The sequence below is a fragment of the Grimontia sp. AD028 genome (genome assembly GCF_000973155.1).
GTDB classification, from domain to species: domain Bacteria; phylum Pseudomonadota; class Gammaproteobacteria; order Enterobacterales; family Vibrionaceae; genus Enterovibrio; species Enterovibrio indicus.
Genome location: NZ_LASY01000051.1, coordinates 1 through 18,723 on the forward strand (window position 1 = coordinate 1; position 18,723 = coordinate 18,723).

Consider the following 18,723-nt stretch of genomic DNA (forward strand, 5'->3'; position numbering starts at 1 on the left):
AGATGTGTATAAGAGACAGGCGTTTGTGGGGAATTTCTGCTGCGTTATCGGCTTCTCATGTAGGCTAGCTACACATCGAAGCCTCTGCCTTGCATAAAATCCCCACAAACTGCTGCAAAAATCATCACCAAAGATCAACAGCCCCTAAAAACTAAAAACATAAAAAAGCCCGCCATTAAGGCGGGCAAGGAGGTTATCGTAACGGTCGGCTTACTGCCGACTCATTAGTCGCCCCTCACAACTCAAAGCGTCAGCTCCAAATCGTTCGGGGCAGTTTTGTTAATTATTTACCGTACTTTTCTGCCACGCGTGCGTGCAGTTCTTGTACTGAATTCACTTTCGACAGGTCGGCTGCTGCATGAGCCATACAGGTTGCGAAGGCTGCGTTCAGCGTAGTGGTGTAGTTCACCTTCTCTGCCAGTGCGCCGCGACGAAGTACCTTCGAGTCCTCAATCGCTTGACGACCTTCGGTGGTATTGATGATGTAGCTGTACTCACCGTTCTTGATACGGTCAAGAATGTGAGGACGGCCTTCGTGTACTTTGTTCACCAGGCGTGGGTTGATGCCCGCTTCGCCAAGAACAACCGCAGTACCGTGAGTCGCATCCAGCTCGAAGCCCAGCTTGATCAGCTTGGCTGCCAGGTCAACAACACGTTGTTTGTCGTTGTTACGAACAGACAGCAATGCGCGACCTTGCTCAGTGTAAGTTTTGCCACAGCCAAGATCTGCTTTCGCAAACGCTTCTGCAAACGTGTCGCCCACACCCATGACTTCACCGGTTGAACGCATTTCAGGGCCAAGCAGTGGGTCAACGCCAGGGAACTTGTTGAATGGCAGAACCACTTCTTTCACTGAATAGTAAGGAGGAATGATTTCCTGAGTGAAACCCTGTGACTCCAGAGACTGACCCGCCATAACACGAGCAGCAATCTTCGCCAGTGGTGCGCCGGTCGCTTTTGATACGAAAGGTACCGTACGCGCTGCACGTGGGTTCACCTCAATCAGGTAAACTTCGCCATCTTTTACTGCAAACTGAGTATTCATCAGGCCACGAACGCCCAGCTCAAAGGCCAGTTTCTCTACCTGACGGCGCATCTCGTCCTGAATCTCTTGGCTCAGGGTGTAAGCAGGCAGTGAACATGCAGAGTCACCAGAGTGAACACCCGCTTGTTCGATGTGTTCCATGATGCCACCGATAACCACGCGCTCACCGTCGCAGATTGCATCGACGTCAACTTCCGTCGCGTCATCCAGGAAACGGTCCAGCAGAACTGGTGATTCGTTAGACACGCTTACCGCTTCATTGAAGTAACGGCGTAAGTCGCTTTCGTCGTAAACGATTTCCATTGCGCGGCCGCCCAGTACATAAGAAGGGCGAACCACCAGCGGGTAACCGATTTCACGAGACTTTTCTACCGCTTGCTCAAGTGCAGTCACGGTCGCATTCTCTGGCTGCTTCAGGCCAAGACGCTCAACTGCTGCTTGGAAACGCTCACGGTCTTCTGCACGGTCGATAGCATCAGGGCTGGTACCGATAATTGGCACACCTGCCGCTTCCAGCGCACGCGCCAGTTTCAGTGGTGTTTGGCCACCATACTGAACGATAACGCCTTTAGGCTTTTCAACACGCGCAATGGCCAGTACGTCTTCCAGTGTTACCGGTTCGAAGTACAAACGGTCTGAGGTGTCGTAGTCAGTAGAAACTGTCTCAGGGTTACAGTTAACCATGATGGTTTCGTAGCCGTCTTCGCGCAGTGCCAGTGATGCGTGTACACAGCAGTAGTCGAATTCTATACCTTGACCGATACGGTTTGGACCGCCGCCCAGAACCATGATCTTGTCTTTATCTGAAGGGTTCGCTTCACACTCTTCATCGTAAGATGAGTACATGTACGCCGTGTCAGAAGAGAATTCTGCTGCACAGGTATCTACACGCTTGTAGACAGGGTGAATATCGTACTGGTCGCGCAGTTTGCGGATTTCGCTTTCGCTCACACCCAGCAGCTTGCTCAGGCGTGCATCGGAGAAACCTTTACGCTTCAGTTTGCGCAATACTTTCGCATTCAGGCCAGCAAAGCCGCCTTCTTTGATTTCCGCTTCCAGCTTCACAATCTCTTCGATTTGAACCAGGAACCAGCGATCGATATTGGTCAGTTTGAACACACCGTCTACGGACATGCCCGCACGGAATGCATCTGCGATATACCAAATACGTTCTGCGCCTGCATCTTTCAGCTCGTGGCGGATTTTGGTCAATGCATCTGGCTCATCCAGGTCAACCATCTCGTCGAAACCGGTCGCACCTACTTCCAGACCACGCAGCGCTTTGTGCAGTGATTCCTGCTGGTTACGGCCGATAGCCATGACTTCACCAACAGATTTCATCTGGGTAGTCAGGCGGTCATTCGCGCCCGCAAATTTTTCGAAGTTGAAGCGTGGGATCTTGGTAACCACATAGTCAATGGTCGGTTCGAAAGACGCTGGTGTTGCACCACCAGTGATGTCGTTCATCAGCTCATCAAGGGTGAAACCAACAGCCAGTTTCGCTGCCACTTTTGCAATCGGGAAACCCGTTGCTTTCGATGCCAGTGCAGAAGAGCGTGATACACGTGGGTTCATTTCGATGATAACCATACGGCCATCTTTCGGGTTGATACCGAACTGAACGTTAGAGCCACCGGTTTCAACGCCGATTTCACGCAGAACCGCCAGCGATGCATTACGCATCAGTTGGTATTCTTTGTCAGTCAAGGTCTGCGCAGGTGCAACCGTGATGGAGTCGCCGGTGTGGATACCCATGGCATCGAAGTTCTCGATAGAACACACGATGATACAGTTGTCCGCTTTGTCGCGAACCACTTCCATTTCGTACTCTTTCCAACCGATCAGAGATTCGTCAATCAGCAGCTCATTGGTTGGGGAGAGATCCAGACCGCGGCGACAGATTTCGTCGAACTCTTCTTTGTTATACGCGATACCGCCACCGGTACCACCCATAGTGAAAGAAGGACGGATGATACATGGGAAACCAACCATATCGAGGACTTTGTAAGCCTCTTCCATGGTTTTCGCCGTGTCAGCGCGTGGACATTCCAGACCGATAGACTTCATGGCTTTGTCGAAACGTGAACGGTCTTCTGCTTTATCAATTGCGTCCGCCGTTGCACCAATCATCTCCACGCCGAACTCAGCCAGTACGCCGTGTTTTTCCAGATCCAGTGCACAGTTCAGCGCTGTCTGGCCACCCATGGTAGGCAGAACTGCATCTGGGCGCTCTTTAGCGATGATGTTGCGTACCACTTCCCACTGGATTGGCTCGATGTAAGTCGCATCAGCCATCTCTGGGTCAGTCATTATGGTGGCAGGGTTAGAGTTCACCAGAATTACGCGGTAACCCTCTTCACGCAGCGCTTTACACGCCTGTGCACCTGAATAGTCGAACTCACACGCCTGACCGATAACAATCGGGCCTGCGCCAAGGATAAGAATACTTTGAATATCTGTACGTTTTGGCATTCTCTGCTACTCCGGATTACGCGCTGTGTTGCTTGATCAGTTCAATAAAGTGGTCGAAAAGCGGTGCCGCATCGTGCGGACCTGGGCTCGCTTCAGGGTGGCCCTGGAAGCTAAATGCAGGCTTATCCGTACGGTGGATGCCTTGCAGTGAGCCGTCGAACAGAGATTTGTGCGTCGCGCGCAGGTTAGCTGGCAGCGTCTCTTCGTCTGCTGCAAAGCCGTGGTTCTGGCTGGTGATCATCACGACATTGCGGTCCAAGTCTTTAACCGGGTGGTTCGCACCGTGGTGACCGAACTTCATCTTCACGGTTTGTGCACCTGATGCCAGTGCCAAGATTTGGTGGCCCAGACAGATACCAAAGATTGGTAAGCCTTTCTCTAGGAACACCTTGGTCGCTTCGATAGCATAAGTACATGGCTCTGGGTCGCCAGGGCCGTTTGACAGGAACACACCGTCTGGATTCATTGCCAGCACTTCTTCTGCTGAAGTCTGAGCTGGAACCACAGTCAAGCGACAGCCACGGTCAACCAACATACGCAGAATGTTACGTTTCGCGCCGAAATCATAAGCCACTACGTGATAAGGCAGTTCGCTGTCATCTTTCGCTTCTGGCAGGCCGCCTTCCAGCGTCCATGAGCCTTGTTTCCACTCGTACGCTTCAGCTGTCGTCACTTCTTTCGCCAGATCCATGCCTTTCAGGCCTGGGAACTCTTTGGCTTTTGCCAGTGCCAGCGCTTCATCGATGTTGTCGCCCGCAACGATGCAACCATTCTGAGCGCCTTTTTCACGCAGCAAACGGGTCAGCTTACGGGTGTCGATGTCAGCGATGCCAACGATGTTTTGGGATTTCAGATAATCAGAAAGGGATTGCTGATTACGAAAGTTAGAAGCGATAAGGGGGAGGTCGCGGATTACCAGGCCTTGAGCATGGATTTTTGAGGATTCTTCGTCTTCGGTATTAGTACCGGTATTGCCAATGTGGGGATAAGTAAGAGTAACGATTTGCTGGGAATAGGAAGGGTCGGTGAGAATTTCTTGGTACCCCGTCATCGAGGTATTGAAAACAACTTCACCAACAGCGGTTCCATCAGCACCAATGGATTCACCGTGGAATACAGTCCCGTCTTCCAGGACTAAGAGCGCAGACTTGCTCAAGACAACCTCCAAATCAATAAAGATGCAGAAAAACTATATAATCTTGCATCAAAGCATTCCATACAAGTGTCAAAAATCACTAAAGCTGAATTTTGACAAATTGCGCGCATTCTAGAGATCGATTCACAAGCTGTCAATAAGTGGCAAAAAAAAGAATATTACTTATAGCCTGCAGCTGAGATTTTGCCTCTCAAACAGGCAAAAGTGATGGTTATCTGAGGATTTCATACGAAATTTCATCGTACAGGTTAACACTTTAAGGATGGAAGGATGAGACGGGAAAGAAATACAGTCAGGTCATCACGCAACCGTTTTTATTATCGGAGTTTAGTTTGGTTTTTGATGGCTTAACCATAAATCCCAAACCGATGACACTTAAAACACAGTTAAGTTGGAGGATTTCTGCAAATGGCGACTATTTAAATAAAATTGCCATTTATTGAGAAAAACTATGCAGCATACAGAAAGACACTGCATAGTTATATGAAAGCGTATTGACTGGAAAAACGAGTGACTTACAAGGTATCCAGTTCAAGCACGTCTTGCATGGTATAGAAGCCCGCATCTTTTGCAGCCAACCACACCGCGGCGCGAACAGCACCATTGGCAAAGGTCATACGATTAGAGGCTTTGTGAGTAATTTCCACGCGTTCACCAATGTCTGCAAACATAGCAGTATGCTCGCCGACGATATCGCCTGCTCGGATGGTCGCAAAACCAATCTCATCCCGGGTACGCTCACCGGTAATACCTTCACGGGCATATACAGCAACATCGCTCAGATTGTTACCCATGGCACCCGCGATAGCTTCACCCATACCAATTGCTGTACCTGATGGAGCATCCACTTTATGTCTGTGGTGCGCTTCAACGATTTCAATGTCACAGTAACCGCCCATCACTTTGGCGGCTTTCTCGAGCAGTTTGAAAACGAGGTTCACACCCACGCTGTAGTTTGGCGCCATGACGATACCAACATCGGTAGCTGCATCAATCTGTGCGCGCTGCTCTTCACTAAAGCCAGTCGTACCGATCACCAGTCGCTTACCATGAGCGCGGCAAAGCTCAATGTTTGCCAACGTCGCTACTGGTGCGGTGAAGTCAATGATGACATCAAATTGATCGGCCACTTTCGCCAAATCATCAACGATTGCTACATCGCGCTTACCAATACCTGCCAGTTCACCTGCGTCGGTACCAATCAAGCTCGACTCAGGACGCTCACTTGCTGCAGCCAGAACCGCGCCTTCCATCGCATCAGTCGCCTGAATAAGCTGTCGGCCCATGCGTCCGGCAGCGCCCGCAATTGCAATGCGAACCATCTGTTTCCCCTTTTAACTTCCTGTCATCACGCCATTTTGTGCGCGTTATGTTCGTAACTGGATAACCACTCTACCCTTTTCGCCGCGTGATGTGAATCAACCTCTGCGCGGTCAATCGCGGGAATGGCGGCGTAAAAAAGGGAGCCTTCGCTCCCTTTCGGTTTTATCGATCAATGCACTTCTTTTACTTGAAGCTCACGTGGTACTTCAAAGAACATGTTCTCTTCACGACCTTTCAGCTCTTCCACCGAAGTACCGCCCAACTCTTCAATACGGGCGATAATGAGGTTCACCAACTCTTCCGGCGCAGATGCACCTGCGGTAATCCCGACTTTGGATTTACCTTCAAACCATTCGGCTTTGACGTCTTCGGCACAATCAGTCAGATAACCTGGAGTTCCCAGTTTTTCACTAAGTTCCCGCAAACGATTTGAGTTCGAGCTGTTCTTTGAGCCCACAACGACTAGGACGTCACACTGGGTCGCGAGATCGCGAACGGCATCCTGGCGGTTTTGCGTTGCGTAACAGATGTCATCTTTACGTGGGCCCTGAATGTCCGGGAAGACTTTGCGCAGCGTCTCAATGACTTCTGCTGTCTCATCCACAGACAAGGTCGTTTGGCTGACGAAATGAAGGTTTGATGGATCTTTCACGTCCAGCTTGTAGACATCTTCAGGTTTCTCTACCAGATACATGCCTCCAGTTTCGCTGGCGTACTGTCCCATAGTACCTTCAACTTCTGGATGACCAGCATGGCCAATTAACACCACTTCCATGTTACGGCGGCTGGCACGTGCCACTTCCATATGAACTTTGGTCACCAATGGGCAAGTTGCATCAAACACGGTCAACGCTCGGGCTTTTGCTTCATTTCGCACTGCCTGCGACACACCGTGCGCAGAGAAAATCACAATGCTGTCGTCTGGCACTTCACTGAGTTCTTCAACAAATACCGCGCCGCGTGCTTTCAAGCCTTCCACGACAAAGCGGTTATGTACCACTTCGTGACGCACATAAATCGGTGGCTGGTAGAGTTCCAGAGCACGTTCAACGATGCTGATCGCTCGATCAACACCGGCACAAAAACCACGAGGGTTAGCTAGCATGACTTTCATGGAATAGCCTTTTTAAGCAACACTGACAATTTCAACGTCAAAGATAACACGGTGTCCCGCCAGTGGGTGATTGAAATCCACTGTCACAGACTCGCCCGCCACTTCTGTGATTAAGCCTGGGATCTCCTGACCGCCTGGGCCTGAGAAGGCGATGATGGTGCCTTCTTCTGCTGGTGCATCACCCGCAAACAAGCTTCTGTCCATGTGCTGGACGTTGTCTGGGTTTGGTTGACCAAAGGCATCTTCAGGTTCAAGCGTGAAGCTTGCAGACTCACCTTCAGTTAATCCCAACAGACATTTTTCGAAGTTCTCCGTCAGACTGCCATCGCCCATCACCAGTTTGGCTGGCTTACCAGAGGTTTTCGTGCTGTCGGCTACAGAGCCATCTTCGAGTTTGATAGTGAAGTGCATGATGACTTCACTGTTTGCAATAATTTGCGCCATTAACTCACATCCTTTGTTGGCGGGCAATTTACCAAAAGCAACAGAGCCCTTAAATCCCCAATTTAACTTGGGTTATCAAGGTATTTATACGACTTGGCGCCGACCACAGAGCAGTCAGCGCCAATGATTATCTCTTCGTCGCATAGCGCGAAGGTTATTCAGCTTCAGCTTGAGGCTTTTTTGATGCGATGATGCTATCCAGCACAATCAATACCGCACCAATCACAATCCCCGTATCAGCGAGGTTGAACGCTGGCCAGTGGTAGTTACCGACATAGAAATCAAGAAAATCGACCACATAGCCATGTACCAATCGGTCAAACAAGTTACCGATAGCGCCGCCAATGACCAAAGCATACGCAACATTCAGTATACGGTTCGTCGAGGGTGTTTGGCGCATCCAGTAAACCAGCATGCCGGAAACACCCAATGCGATGGCAGCAAAGAACCAACGTTGCCAGCCACCTGCATCGCTCAGAAAGCTGAACGCGGCGCCGTAGTTATGAACATAAAGCAGGTTAAAAAACGGCAGGACCTCAATGCGGTTCGACCAGCCGTAACCCATGGTATTCATCACCAGCAATTTGCTGCCGATATCCAGAACGAACACCAGAAGCGCTAGCCATAGCCAACGCAATCCTGATTGTTTCGCTGTCAGATCTTTCATCCAGCTTTCCTATCGTTGCCTGTTACGCGAACTGGCGCTTTTCGCCTTCGCCATCGATGTTGCTTACGCAACGGCCACAAATCGCTTCATGACCTTCGATGGTGCCAACATCCGCAACATGGTGCCAGCAACGATCGCACTTCTCTGCGTCAGACTTGGCAACAGCAACAGACAGACCTTCAACGTCAGTCGCTACCGCCGCTTCTGGTGCAGCATCAGTAGCAACGACCTCAGCTTTTGAAGTCAGCAGCACGAAGCGCAGTTCATCACCCATTGCCTGCAGCTTGGCTGCAAACTCAGGTTTCGCGTAAAGCGTCACTTCTGCTTCCAGAGAACCACCGATAGTTTTCTCGTTACGAGCAGCTTCCAGAACCTTGTTCACTGCACCGCGTACGCGAAGCAGTTCAGCCCAGAATGCATTGTTCAGTTGCTCGTCTTCACCCAGACCAAACAGACCGTCGTACCATACTTCGGTGAAAACGAACTTGTTACGGTTGCCTGGCATCTCGTTCCAGATTTCATCTGCAGTGAACGACATGATTGGCGCCATCCAGCGAACCAGTGCTTCCACAATGTGGAATAGCGCAGTTTGACAGCTACGGTGTGCGTGACCACCCGCTTTCGCGGTGTACTGACGGTCTTTAATGATGTCCAGATAGAATGAACCCATCTCAACCGAACAGAACTGCATCAGACGTTGCGTAACAGCGTGGAAGTTACACTCTTCAAACGCTTTCACGATCTCTTCCTGAGCTTCCAGTGCTTTACCCACTGCCCAGCGGTCTGCAACTACCAGATCTTCCGCTGCAACCATATCAGTTTCAGGGTTGAAACCGTTCAGGTTCGCCAGCAGGAAGCGCGCGGTGTTACGAATACGACGGTATGCGTCTGCACTGCGTTTCAGGATTTCGTCAGAAACTGTCATCTCACCGGTGTAGTCAGTCGATGCCACCCACAGACGCAGGATGTCGCCACCCAGCTTGTTCATCACGTCCTGAGGTGAAACCACGTTACCGATAGACTTCGACATCTTGCGGCCTTGGCCGTCAACAGTGAAGCCGTGCGTCAGAACCTGCTTGTAAGGGGCGTGGTTCTTGATCGCTACAGAGGTCATCAGGGAAGACTGGAACCAACCGCGGTGTTGGTCTGAACCTTCCAGATACATATCTGCTTCGTGACCGCCAAACTCTTCACGCTGGTTAACCACTGCATAGTGCGTTGCACCTGAATCGAACCATACGTCCAGGGTGTCCAGCACTTTCTCGTAGTTCGCCGCTTCTGCACCAAGCAATTCTTCAGCGTCTAAATCCCACCATGCCTGGATGCCAGACTGTTCAACTTTCTGAGCTACTTGCTCAATCAGCTCAACGGTGTTCGGGTGAAGCTCTGCCGTTTCTTTATGAACGAACAGAGCAATTGGCACACCCCAGGTACGCTGACGTGAAATACACCAGTCAGGACGACCTTCTACCATTGACTCAATACGGTTCTGGCCCCACTCAGGGATCCACTGTACGTTTTTGATTTCTTCCAGTGCTTTTGCACGCAGGCCCGCTTTCTCCATAGAGATAAACCACTGAGGCGTTGCACGGAAGATAATTGGCGTTTTGTGGCGCCAGCAATGCGGATAGCTGTGCTCGTAAGCGTGGTGATGCAGCAGCGCACCGTGCTCTTTAAGCACTTCAACCACGTTATCGTTCGCTTTCAATACGTGTTGACCTGCAAACAGCTCTGTGTCCGGCAAGTAAACACCGTTGCTACCTACTGGGTTTGCTACTTCAAGGTTGTACTTTTGACCAACCGCGAAGTCTTCCTGGCCGTGACCAGGTGCCGTGTGAACAACACCAGTACCTGATTCAGTCGTTACGTGATCGCCCAGGATCACAGGAACATCGAAGCTGTAGAACGGGTGGTTAAAGCGCAGCAGTTCCAGCGCATCACCTTTACAGAAACCCAGATTATGGAAGTGCTCGATACCGGCACGATCCATCACATCTTTCGCAAGCTCTGCTGCCATGATCAGACGACGTGGCGTTTCACCTTCCACCTGAACCAGCACATATTCCAGCGCATCAGAAACCGCAACTGCACGGTTCGCTGGCAGAGTCCAAGGTGTGGTGGTCCAAATAACGATAGACACATCACCTTGACCTGCATGACCTTCGTTCAGGTTGAACTTAGACAGCACTGCTGCTTCATCGACAGCACCGAACATGACATCGATTGAAGGAGAAACTTTGTTGTAGTACTCGACTTCAGCTTCTGCCAGTGCAGAACCACAGTCAGTACACCAGTGAACAGGTTTGAAACCTTTGTGCAGGTGACCGTTACCGGCGATTTTACCCAGTGCACGGATGATGTTTGCTTCGGTATCAAAATCCATGGTCAGGTATGGTTTGTCCCACTCACCCAACACGCCCAGACGTTTGAAATCAGCCTTCTGGCCTTCAACCTGCTTCGCGGCGTACTCACGACACTTCTGACGGAATTCAGCAGCAGACACTTTCTGGCCTGGCTTGCCGACTTTCTTCTCAACCATCAGTTCAATAGGCAGGCCGTGACAGTCCCAACCTGGTACGTAAGGTGCGTCGAAGTCCGAAAGGGTTTTGGACTTAATAATAATGTCTTTAAGAATTTTGTTTACGGAGTGACCAATGTGAATATTGCCGTTCGCATACGGAGGGCCGTCATGCAAAATGAAAGATTTTTTGCCTTTCTTAGCTTTACGGATTTCACCGTAAAGATCTTCGTCGTACCAGCGCTTGAGCATCTGTGGCTCGCGCTGTGCAAGATTACCTCGCATCGGAAACGCGGTTTCCGGCAGGTTTAAGGTATCTTTAAAGTCACTCATTGATTGTTCATTCCGTATATGGACGTTTAGACATTATTTCTCATCATGCTCAGCCAGCCACGCACGCGCTGTCTGGGCATCAATTCCGATTTGGGCTTTCAACTCATCGAGCGAGCCAAATTTCATCTCGTCACGCAGTTTATGTAAAAGCTGCACTTCGATTTGAAGACCATAGAGATCACGCTCCAGGTCAAAAAGGTGTACTTCCAGTTGTTGGCGCACACCGTTGACAGTAGGCCGTGTACCGACATTCGCTACACCACCCAGCCATTGTTCTTCTTCAATTCCACCAACACGCACCACATAGACACCGGAAACCGGAGATACACGACGCTTGAGCGGAACATTTGCGGTCGGGAAGCCTATGGTTCGACCTAACTTTTTACCATGGGAAACACGACCGCTAATGCTGTAAGGGCGACCAAGCATCGCTTCTGCTTCACTCTGATGCCCTGCAGCCAATTCATTACGAATGGCTGTACTGCTGACACGTTGTTCAGAGACAGTAAAGCTGTCGGTGCTTACCACCTCAAAGCCAGCCGTTGTCGCTTCGTTTTGCAGATAACAAAAATCGCCCTGACGCTTAGCGCCAAAGCGAAAATCATCACCAACCACGAGAAACTTAACACCCAATTGTTCAGCCAACAAGCGATGAACGAAGTCATGCGGCGTGATAGAGGCGAATTTGGCGTTGAAGTTAACCATGACGAGACGCTCAACACCCAATTTGGCGAGTTGAACATACTTATCGCGAAGTCGGGTGAGCCGTGCCGGGGCATTTTCTCCTGAAAATAGCTCTCGCGGTTGAGGCTCAAACAACATTACCGTTGAAGGTAATCCAAGCTCACGCGCTTTTTCCACCACGCGGCGCAGCACTTCCTGATGACCCAAATGGACACCGTCAAAGTTACCGATTGTCAGCACGCAACCACGATGTCTGTCGCGGATGTTATGGATACCCCGAATTAATTCCATAGCGGTAAAACAGCTTTCCCCTTAAAAAACCGACGGATTATATACTAATCAGAAGCCGCAATCAGCCTTCCGCGCGAAGTTGATGTGGTCGCAGACCCAAAATCACCAGCGAGACTACGTAAGTGATTGCGCCCGCAGCAATTAAGCCGGTCAGCGTATAAACTCTTTGCCACAAATCCATCACCAGCCACTGCTCAAATACCGGCATGAAGTGATAAACCACCGCCCCCATGAGTGCCACACCCACGATAAGTCGCAGGGTGAAAATCACCGTATCTTTGCTTACGCGGTAAACCTGTTGTTTGTGGAGGCCACGATATAGCAAGCCTGCATTGACCAAAGCAGATAGCGCCGTCGCGATCGCCAAGCCTACATAACCGTAGAAATAGGCAAAAATCAGGTTGAATACCATATTGCTCGCCATGGCGATGATGCCGTAGCGTACTGGTGTTTTTGTGTCCTGCCGGGCGTAGTAGCCAGGTGCCAACACCTTAATCAACATAAAGTTAAGCAGACCTGACGAATAAGCGATAAGTGACATGGCTGCCGCATTAACATCATCAGCGCCAAACTCCCCGCGCATAAAGAGAACCATCAACATAGGCTTGGCAAGCACAATCATACCCACCATCGCAGGAACACCAAGCAGCAGCACCATGCGTACCCCCCAATCCATGGTGGACGCAAAATGTCCTGAAGATTGCTCCACATGTTTTTTGGAGAGCGCAGGAAGAATCACTGTTGCGATGGCAATACCGAACAAACCTAATGGAAACTCTAGCAAGCGATCAGAGTAGTAAAGCCAACTGATAGAACCTGTTGCCAGGAAACTCGCGATGAAGGTATCAAGCAATAGGTTAATCTGGCTAACAGAAACCCCAAACAAAGCAGGAATCATCAGGGTACGAATTTTTGCCACGCCTGGATGCGACCAGCCCCACTTAGGGCGAACCAGCATCCCTTCTCGATAAAGGAACGGGATTTGGAAGCCGAACTGGATCAGACCGCCAAGAAAAACACCAATACCCAAACCTATTTCTGGCTGGTCCATGTTTGGTGATATCCATATCGCTGCCGAAATCATGGCGATATTCAGGAATACCGGCGTAAAAGAGGACACCGCAAACCGACCCAAGGTGTTTAATATTGACCCAGCCAGTGCCACAAAGGTAATAAACCAAAGGTATGGGAAGGTGATCTTTAGTATCAGAGAGGCCAGCTCAAATTTGTGTGACGAAGGGCCATCGTTCACCCAATCAAGGAACCACCCCATCCCGAACAAGGCAGTGATAACCGGTGAGGCAATCACACCAATCAAGGTGACTATTGTCACCAACAGACCCAGTGTGCCCGACACATACGCAATCAGTTCCCGGGTTTTGGTTTTATCATCACTGGCTTGATATTCTGCCAGCACTGGGACGAAAGCCTGTGAGAATGCACCTTCAGCGAAAAGACGTCGCAGGAAGTTAGGGATTTTGTTGGCAAAGAAGAAAACATCCGCCGCCGCGCCTGCCCCCATTAAATTCGCTATCACCACATCGCGTACAAGACCCATTACGCGCGAAATCATGGTCATTGAACTGACAATCAATCCAGAGCGAAGTAATCGCTTTGACACCTATATCCCCTTAAAAAACAAAAGGAAGTAAACCTACCTGCCTTTCGCGCGCGCCCCCTGTAGTTATAAATAGAAAGAAGGCATCTTGAATAGCACGAAAAGCACAGATAAAAGGCTTACTTCAAGTAAAGAATGCTGGTAGAATCTGCCGCCATATTAACCGCGATGTTCGCAGCACGCCAATCTTAAGGTGAGTGCGGCGGATATTTGCACAAATGAATTGACAACTCGGGTAAAACGAGGCATATTCCTCGGCCTTAAATTGTCACCGAATATAAGATTTGGGAGTTAGACCCTTGGCGAATATCAAATCTGCTAAGAAGCGTGCAATCCAATCTGAGAAGCGTCGCCAGCACAATGCAAGCCGTCGCTCAATGATGCGCACTTACATGAAAAAAACTATCGCAGCTATCGCAGCAGGCGATAAAGAAGCGGCTACTAAAGCATTTGCTGAAACGCAACCTATCTTGGACCGCATGGCTACTAAAGGCCTGATCCACAAGAACAAGGCTGCTCGTCATAAAGCTGCTCTGGCTGCTCAAATCAAAGCTCTGTAATAGCGCTCCGATTTGAAATAAAAAAACCGGCTCATGGCCGGTTTTTTTATTTGTTCAACGTTTTACTTCGCGCAATACAACTGGTGCAGTGTAGTCATGATGGTTTGCACTTCGACACTCTTCAGCGAATAGTAGACGGTCTGCGCTTCTTTTCTTGTTGCTACCAGACCATCGCGTCTCAACCAAGCCAAATGCTGAGATAATGCAGACTGACTGAGCTGGAGCTTCTCACTCAGCGTACCAACAGACATTTCCCCTTCCAGCAGATAACAAAGTATGAAGAGTCTGCGCTCGTTTGCCATTGCTTTTAGCAACTGCACTGCCTTTGGCCCAGCTTCTTGCATTTTTTCTAGTTCCATACTTACTGCCTGCAAAAATTACATCTAAAGGTTTGTTTGTGTTTGACTTAAGTTTAACACTGTTCAGGTCAGTAACAACGGTTCGCAATTAAGAATGCTATATAGAAGTTGAGAATTAGTGAAACAACTTGCTGAAATCAGCTTCACATATGCGTTTTACTGCAGGGTGCTGAATCATACGCTCAGCGAAAATCACATAGTACTCTTCTTTAAGTGCTTCAACTTTCGCCACTTCCATCACATTCGGTAATTCCAGCACATCTGAAGAGTAAAATGTCGGCGCAACAAACATAGCTTTATGATTCGAGCCAAACGCTTTCATCAATGCCGCATCATCAAACTCTCCCAAAATGGTGGGCGTGATACCCTGGCTATCAAACCAATGCATTAACTTTCGCCCCATGGCTGTGCGTGTACTAGGGATTAACAATTTATGCTCTTCAATGACAGCAGGAAAACGCTTCTTGGAGATATCCCCTGAGCAGAAAAAGCTCATCATGCTCTCGCCTATCTTCACACTGAATAGCCCAGGGCTTTGTGTTGAATCAACCGGGCAATCAGACAGAATCATATCCAGCTTATGCTGACTAAGCTGCTCCAACAGCAACTCATGGGTCGATTCAAAGCAACGTAGATGAATGCCATCGTCTTCCGGCAATGCTTTTAGCAGCACACGGCTAACAAGGCTTTTCGAAAGTGCGTCCGCGACGCCAACATCGAACAACTGGTGCTCACGTTGGCTGTAATTCACGATATCGAGCATTTCATAACTCAAGCCAAACATCTTATCCGCATATTTAAATACGAGCTGTCCAAGCTCTGTGGGCTCAATGTTTCTTCCTGCACGTTTGGTCAGCTTACCTTTGAGCCGCTCTTCTAGCGCCCTGATTTGCCCTGTAACGGTCTGTGGCGTCAGAAACAAGGCATCAGCCGCCTTGGACACTGAACCTTGCTTACAGACCATCCAGAAGTAATAGAGGTGGTTATAGTTTAAATGTGACATGTGTTCTCAACGAAAAAACGCCAGACACGTTATCCGCGACTGGCGTTTTGAACTGGTAGCTTATCCTTTCTTGGCAATGGTGGAGGTCTTATAGCGACCTCCGGCGCGCTGTTCCAGCGCTCTGCCCAAGAGGGTGTCTTTGTCGACGCTTGGCGTTGTTGTCAGTGATGCTTTTTCTACAACCTCGGGTTGGGTTGTTTCCAACCCGGCTAAGAACGCTTTACATACTTCTGTCGAATTATCATCGAAACAGTGTGAGTAATTGTTCGCAGCCAATGCCGGTGTAGCAAAAAGCACTCCGCTAATAATCAATGCTAACTTTTTTCTCATCGCTATCTTCCTCCACCTCACTCGATTTCGGCAATACAGCATTCAGCAGGGCGTAACCTGCCACAGCCGAGATAGTTGAACCAATCAAAATGCCCAGTCGTGAGAAGGTAATATAGCTTTCATCCACACCAACAAACGCCAGAGACGAAATGAAGATGGACATGGTAAAGCCGATACCACACAACAATGACACGGCAAAGATTTGCTTAAAGTTTACGTTTTCAGGTAGGCGAGCAATACCCAGTTTTACTGACGCCCAGCTCAGGGTAAAGATACCCAGAGGCTTACCAATCAACAGACCCAGTGCAATCCCCAATGGAAGTGTATTGGTCAGACTTTCTATTGATACGCCTTCCAGTGACACGCCCGCACTTGCAAACGCAAAGATAGGTAAGATAAGAAACGCAACGTATGGATGTATTGCATGCTCAAGTGCTTTGAGCGGTGACTTACCATCTTTCCCACCTTCTAGCGGAATCACAAAGCCCAATACAACGCCCGCCAAAGTCGCATGCACACCTGATTTCAAAACACTAACCCAGAGCACGGCACCCACCAGTAAATACCACCGCGTTTGAGTCACGCCTTTAGCATTCATCAAAAATAGAGCAGCCGTAGAAAGGAAAGCAACAGTCAATGCTGCGATTGATAGGTCACTACTGTAGAACAGCGCAATAATCACAATAACGCCAAGGTCATCGATAATCGCCAACGCGAGCAGGAAGACTTTCAATGCCAACGGAACACGTTTGCCCAGCAGCGCCATCACACCCAGTGCGAATGCAATGTCCGTCGCGGCTGGAATTGCCCAACCCGCTTGGGTGACAGGGTCGCCAGCATTAAATGCCAGATATACAGCAGCAGGTGCTACCATACCGCCGACAGCAGCAATAGCAGGGAAGATAGCTTTTTCTTTGGTATTCAGAGCGCCTTCGATTAGCTCTCTTTTTACTTCCAGTCCAATCAGCAAGAAGAAGATGGCCATCAAGCCGTCATTGATCCAATGCGCGACAGAAAGACCAGCCACATAGCTGTGAAGTACTCCGTCATACACTGGCTGCAGAGGTGAATTGGCAACAATCATTGCCAAAATAGCTGCAAAAATCAGCACTAAACCACCAGCTGACTCCATCTTCATAAACTGACGAATTGCATCAGTCATTAAAAGCACTCCGTTAAATTAGTTAATCTCTACTAGTCTAGGCGCCGATCATCGATAAAGAAAAATCGGTTCTTCGGAGATTAAACATCGAAATATCCGAAGTATCCAATCAAAATTGTTACTTTTTTCGCAAAGAAAATCGGTGACTCTGTAATAAACTCTCCAGCCCAGCCTGCATCAAGCCTTAAAACGGTTCAAGTGCCTATTTTTTATACTGCGATTTCACCCCTCACAAAAACAACTTATCCTCATGTTTTTTATAGGAATATAGACATGTGACACAAAGTCTTTACACCCTTTCTTATCAATGGCTGATACACCACCTTATAACTGTCATATTAGTGAAATATTTCGTACCTAATATCCGCGCCAGATTCTTTCACTGACACAAATCTGACATTTAACTGTCACGGAGATTTCTCTTATGACCTCCCAAGCTTCTACTGCTGCACCGATTAACAGCTCTAAGAATTGGGTACGTTGGGCCAACCTGGCACTTATGCTTTATGTACTGCTTCTGGCAGTTTCCATGGTTGGAAGTGGTTTCAAATGGGCTGCGGGTGACGAGGCGAGAACCTTGTTTGAATTCGCATCTCATCCCGTTGCGGGTCTGATGATTGGTATCGTAGCGACAGCGCTCATCCAGTCTTCCAGTACTGTAACTTCTATTATTGTTGGTCTCGTCGCTGGCGGCCTGCCAGTTGAAACAGCCATTCCTATGGTGATGGGTGCAAACATCGGCACTACCGTGACCAACACATTGGTAAGTCTAGGTCACGCGCGTTGCAAAGATGAATTCCGCCGTGCATTTACCTGTGCAACTGTTCACGACTTCTTTAACCTGATTGCTGTAGCTATCTTCCTGCCGCTGGAAATGATGTTCGGCCTGCTGGACAAGATCTCAAGCTGGTTGGTGGCGCCTTTCATGTTTGAAGGCAGCCTAAGCATGAAAGGTCTGGACTTTATGGGTCCAATCACCAAGCCACTGGTTAATGGCACTAAAGATATGCTGTCTACCCTGCCAGGTAGCTGGGGCGGCATCGTACTGGCTCTGCTGGGTATTGCACTGATCTTCGCTTCTATCACCATGATGGGCAAGCTGATGCGCTCTCTGATGGTAGGCCGTGCAAAAGAAATGCTGCACAAAGCGATTGGTCGCGGTCCTATCCACGGCATCATGTCAGGTACTTTGGTTACCATTCTGGTTCAGTCTTCTTCTACGACGACCAGCCTGATGGTTCCACTGGTAGGTACCAACGTACTGAAAGTACGTGACGTGTATCCGTTCACTTTGGGCGCGAACATCGGTACCTGTATCACCGCCCTGCTGGCAGCAACGGCAGTGACCGGTCCTAACGCAGTGTTTGCCCTGCAGATCGCTCTGGTACACCTGGCGTTCAACATCATGGCAACCCTGCTGATCTTCGGTACACCATTCCTGCGTGAAATCCCACTGAAGTGTGCGGAAATGCTGGGTGACGCTGCAGCGAAGAACAAGATGGCTGTCGTGGCTTACTTAGGTCTGGTATTCATCGCCGTTCCTTCGCTGGTGATGCTGGTAACCCAATAAGCAATACTGACAAACTGATTTGAAAACGCCCGCTGATGCGGGCGTTTTTTATTTAGGGTCCTGGGTCCTGGGTC

15 protein-coding genes are annotated in these 18,723 nt (G+C 49.3%); 2 read left to right on the forward strand and 13 right to left on the reverse strand.

Going from position 1 to position 18,723, the window contains the following annotated elements:
* Positions 1–283 precede the first annotated feature (283 nt).
* From carB to murJ, 9 genes are all read right to left on the reverse strand, one after another.
* Complete coding sequence (gene carB / locus RN22_RS11655) at positions 284–3,517, reverse strand: carbamoyl-phosphate synthase large subunit (protein ID WP_046304408.1); 3,234 nt, start codon at positions 3,515–3,517, stop codon at positions 284–286.
* 16 nt (positions 3,518–3,533) lie between these two features.
* Positions 3,534–4,673, reverse strand: a complete 1,140-nt coding sequence (gene carA / locus RN22_RS11660; RefSeq protein WP_046304409.1) for a glutamine-hydrolyzing carbamoyl-phosphate synthase small subunit — start codon at positions 4,671–4,673, stop codon at positions 3,534–3,536.
* 515 nt (positions 4,674–5,188) lie between these two features.
* The gene (dapB, locus tag RN22_RS11665; protein ID WP_046304410.1) at positions 5,189–5,995 is read right to left on the reverse strand and encodes a 4-hydroxy-tetrahydrodipicolinate reductase; all 807 of its coding nucleotides are present in this window, start codon (positions 5,993–5,995) and stop codon (positions 5,189–5,191) included.
* A gap of 170 nt (positions 5,996–6,165) precedes the next feature.
* Positions 6,166–7,101, reverse strand: a complete 936-nt coding sequence (ispH, locus tag RN22_RS11670) for a 4-hydroxy-3-methylbut-2-enyl diphosphate reductase (RefSeq protein ID WP_197076287.1) — start codon at positions 7,099–7,101, stop codon at positions 6,166–6,168.
* Between the two features lie 21 nt (positions 7,102–7,122).
* Positions 7,123–7,554: an FKBP-type peptidyl-prolyl cis-trans isomerase gene (gene fkpB, locus RN22_RS11675; protein ID WP_046304412.1), complete on the reverse strand. Its 432-nt coding sequence runs from the start codon at positions 7,552–7,554 to the stop codon at positions 7,123–7,125.
* A gap of 154 nt (positions 7,555–7,708) precedes the next feature.
* Entirely contained in the window at positions 7,709–8,221 is a 513-nt protein-coding gene (lspA, locus tag RN22_RS11680; protein WP_002540350.1) for a signal peptidase II, read from the reverse strand.
* Between the two features lie 22 nt (positions 8,222–8,243).
* A complete protein-coding gene (gene ileS, locus RN22_RS11685) occupies positions 8,244–11,072 on the reverse strand; it encodes an isoleucine--tRNA ligase (RefSeq protein WP_046304413.1) in 2,829 nt (942 codons plus the stop codon).
* 33 nt (positions 11,073–11,105) lie between these two features.
* Positions 11,106–12,047, reverse strand: coding sequence for a bifunctional riboflavin kinase/FAD synthetase (ribF, locus tag RN22_RS11690; RefSeq protein WP_046304414.1), 942 nt, complete (start codon positions 12,045–12,047; stop codon positions 11,106–11,108).
* A gap of 61 nt (positions 12,048–12,108) precedes the next feature.
* Positions 12,109–13,668 carry a murein biosynthesis integral membrane protein MurJ gene (gene murJ / locus RN22_RS11695; protein ID WP_046304415.1) on the reverse strand — a complete coding sequence of 520 codons (1,560 nt, stop codon included), beginning with the start codon at positions 13,666–13,668 and terminating at the stop codon, positions 12,109–12,111.
* Positions 13,669–13,964: 296 nt separating this feature from the next.
* Between murJ and rpsT the strand changes: the two genes are divergently transcribed.
* Entirely contained in the window at positions 13,965–14,225 is a 261-nt protein-coding gene (gene rpsT / locus RN22_RS11700) for a 30S ribosomal protein S20 (protein WP_046304416.1), read from the forward strand.
* A 62-nt stretch (positions 14,226–14,287) separates the two neighbouring features.
* Here rpsT and RN22_RS11705 read toward each other — a convergent pair whose 3' ends face one another.
* The 4 genes from RN22_RS11705 to nhaA all read right to left on the reverse strand — a co-directional run bounded on the left by RN22_RS11705 (position 14,288) and on the right by nhaA (position 17,079).
* Entirely contained in the window at positions 14,288–14,584 is a 297-nt protein-coding gene (locus RN22_RS11705) for a metalloregulator ArsR/SmtB family transcription factor (RefSeq protein ID WP_039850263.1), read from the reverse strand.
* Positions 14,585–14,699: 115 nt separating this feature from the next.
* Entirely contained in the window at positions 14,700–15,587 is an 888-nt protein-coding gene (gene nhaR / locus RN22_RS11710; protein WP_002540359.1) for a transcriptional activator NhaR, read from the reverse strand.
* 60 nt (positions 15,588–15,647) lie between these two features.
* Positions 15,648–15,917, reverse strand: a complete 270-nt coding sequence (locus RN22_RS11715) for a hypothetical protein (RefSeq protein ID WP_039850264.1) — start codon at positions 15,915–15,917, stop codon at positions 15,648–15,650.
* The gene (nhaA, locus tag RN22_RS11720) at positions 15,889–17,079 is read right to left on the reverse strand and encodes a Na+/H+ antiporter NhaA (protein ID WP_046304417.1); all 1,191 of its coding nucleotides are present in this window, start codon (positions 17,077–17,079) and stop codon (positions 15,889–15,891) included. Before nhaA ends, RN22_RS11715 begins: the two co-directional genes overlap by 29 nt.
* Positions 17,080–17,503: 424 nt before the next feature.
* Between nhaA and RN22_RS11725 the strand changes: the two genes are divergently transcribed.
* Positions 17,504–18,649, forward strand: coding sequence for a Na/Pi symporter (locus tag RN22_RS11725; RefSeq protein WP_046304418.1), 1,146 nt, complete (start codon positions 17,504–17,506; stop codon positions 18,647–18,649).
* The last annotated feature ends 74 nt before the right edge of the window (positions 18,650–18,723 follow it).

What these genes read in the sequence shown, in the direction of transcription:
- carB (WP_046304408.1), bottom strand. Translation starts at nt 3,517, where the DNA reads ATGCCAAAACGTACAGATATTCAAAGTATTCTTATCCTTGGCGCAGGC.
- dapB (WP_046304410.1), bottom strand. Translation starts at nt 5,995, where the DNA reads ATGGTTCGCATTGCAATTGCGGGCGCTGCCGGACGCATGGGCCGACAG.
- ispH (WP_197076287.1), bottom strand. Translation starts at nt 7,101, where the DNA reads ATGCTAGCTAACCCTCGTGGTTTTTGTGCCGGTGTTGATCGAGCGATC.
- fkpB (WP_046304412.1), bottom strand. Translation starts at nt 7,554, where the DNA reads ATGGCGCAAATTATTGCAAACAGTGAAGTCATCATGCACTTCACTATC.
- lspA (WP_002540350.1), bottom strand. Translation starts at nt 8,221, where the DNA reads ATGAAAGATCTGACAGCGAAACAATCAGGATTGCGTTGGCTATGGCTA.
- ileS (WP_046304413.1), bottom strand. Translation starts at nt 11,072, where the DNA reads ATGAGTGACTTTAAAGATACCTTAAACCTGCCGGAAACCGCGTTTCCG.
- ribF (WP_046304414.1), bottom strand. Translation starts at nt 12,047, where the DNA reads ATGGAATTAATTCGGGGTATCCATAACATCCGCGACAGACATCGTGGT.
- RN22_RS11705 (WP_039850263.1), bottom strand. Translation starts at nt 14,584, where the DNA reads ATGGAACTAGAAAAAATGCAAGAAGCTGGGCCAAAGGCAGTGCAGTTG.
- nhaR (WP_002540359.1), bottom strand. Translation starts at nt 15,587, where the DNA reads ATGTCACATTTAAACTATAACCACCTCTATTACTTCTGGATGGTCTGT.
- RN22_RS11715 (WP_039850264.1), bottom strand. Translation starts at nt 15,917, where the DNA reads ATGAGAAAAAAGTTAGCATTGATTATTAGCGGAGTGCTTTTTGCTACA.
- nhaA (WP_046304417.1), bottom strand. Translation starts at nt 17,079, where the DNA reads ATGACTGATGCAATTCGTCAGTTTATGAAGATGGAGTCAGCTGGTGGT.
- RN22_RS11725 (WP_046304418.1), top strand. Translation starts at nt 17,504, where the DNA reads ATGACCTCCCAAGCTTCTACTGCTGCACCGATTAACAGCTCTAAGAAT.